The organism is Thermoanaerobaculum aquaticum (genome assembly GCF_000687145.1).
Classification (GTDB): Bacteria; Acidobacteriota; Thermoanaerobaculia; order Thermoanaerobaculales; family Thermoanaerobaculaceae; genus Thermoanaerobaculum; species Thermoanaerobaculum aquaticum.
The window spans coordinates 17,671-18,043 of the sequence record NZ_JMFG01000030.1 but is presented as its reverse complement, the minus strand read 5'-3'; the positions used below and the strand labels follow the sequence as shown (position 1 = coordinate 18,043).

At 62.7% G+C, this 373-nt stretch carries 1 pseudogene; it reads right to left on the bottom strand.

The window, feature by feature from the left end:
- Window positions 1-373 (bottom strand): annotated as a pseudogene (locus EG19_RS13745) (adenylosuccinate lyase); the annotation flags it as partial.

Genomic DNA, 373 nt, shown 5'->3' with positions numbered 1-373 from the left:
TTGCCCGGCCTCTTGCGGTTCCTCCAGCTCCCCCAGGCGGGAGAGCAGGCGCACATCGGTGGCAAAGCGGTAAGCCGACTGTGCCAGGCCGGAAATGGGTGCCAGCAGGTAAAACTCCACCTTGCGCGGAGAGGTTTGCCCGGTCACCGGGTAGGTACCGGGGAAGCCAAAAGCCTGGGCAATGCGCCGGTCCAGCTCTTCCACCTTTTCGTGGCTGCCCAGAAGCTCCAGAAACGAAGCTTGCGTTCCCGTGGTGCCTTTGGCGCCGCGCAGGAGCAGCTTGTCTTTTTCGTCTTCCAGGTGCTGCAAGTCCAAAAGCACATCGTAAAGCCAGAGACAGGCCCGCTTGCCCACGGTGGTGGGTTGTGCCGGC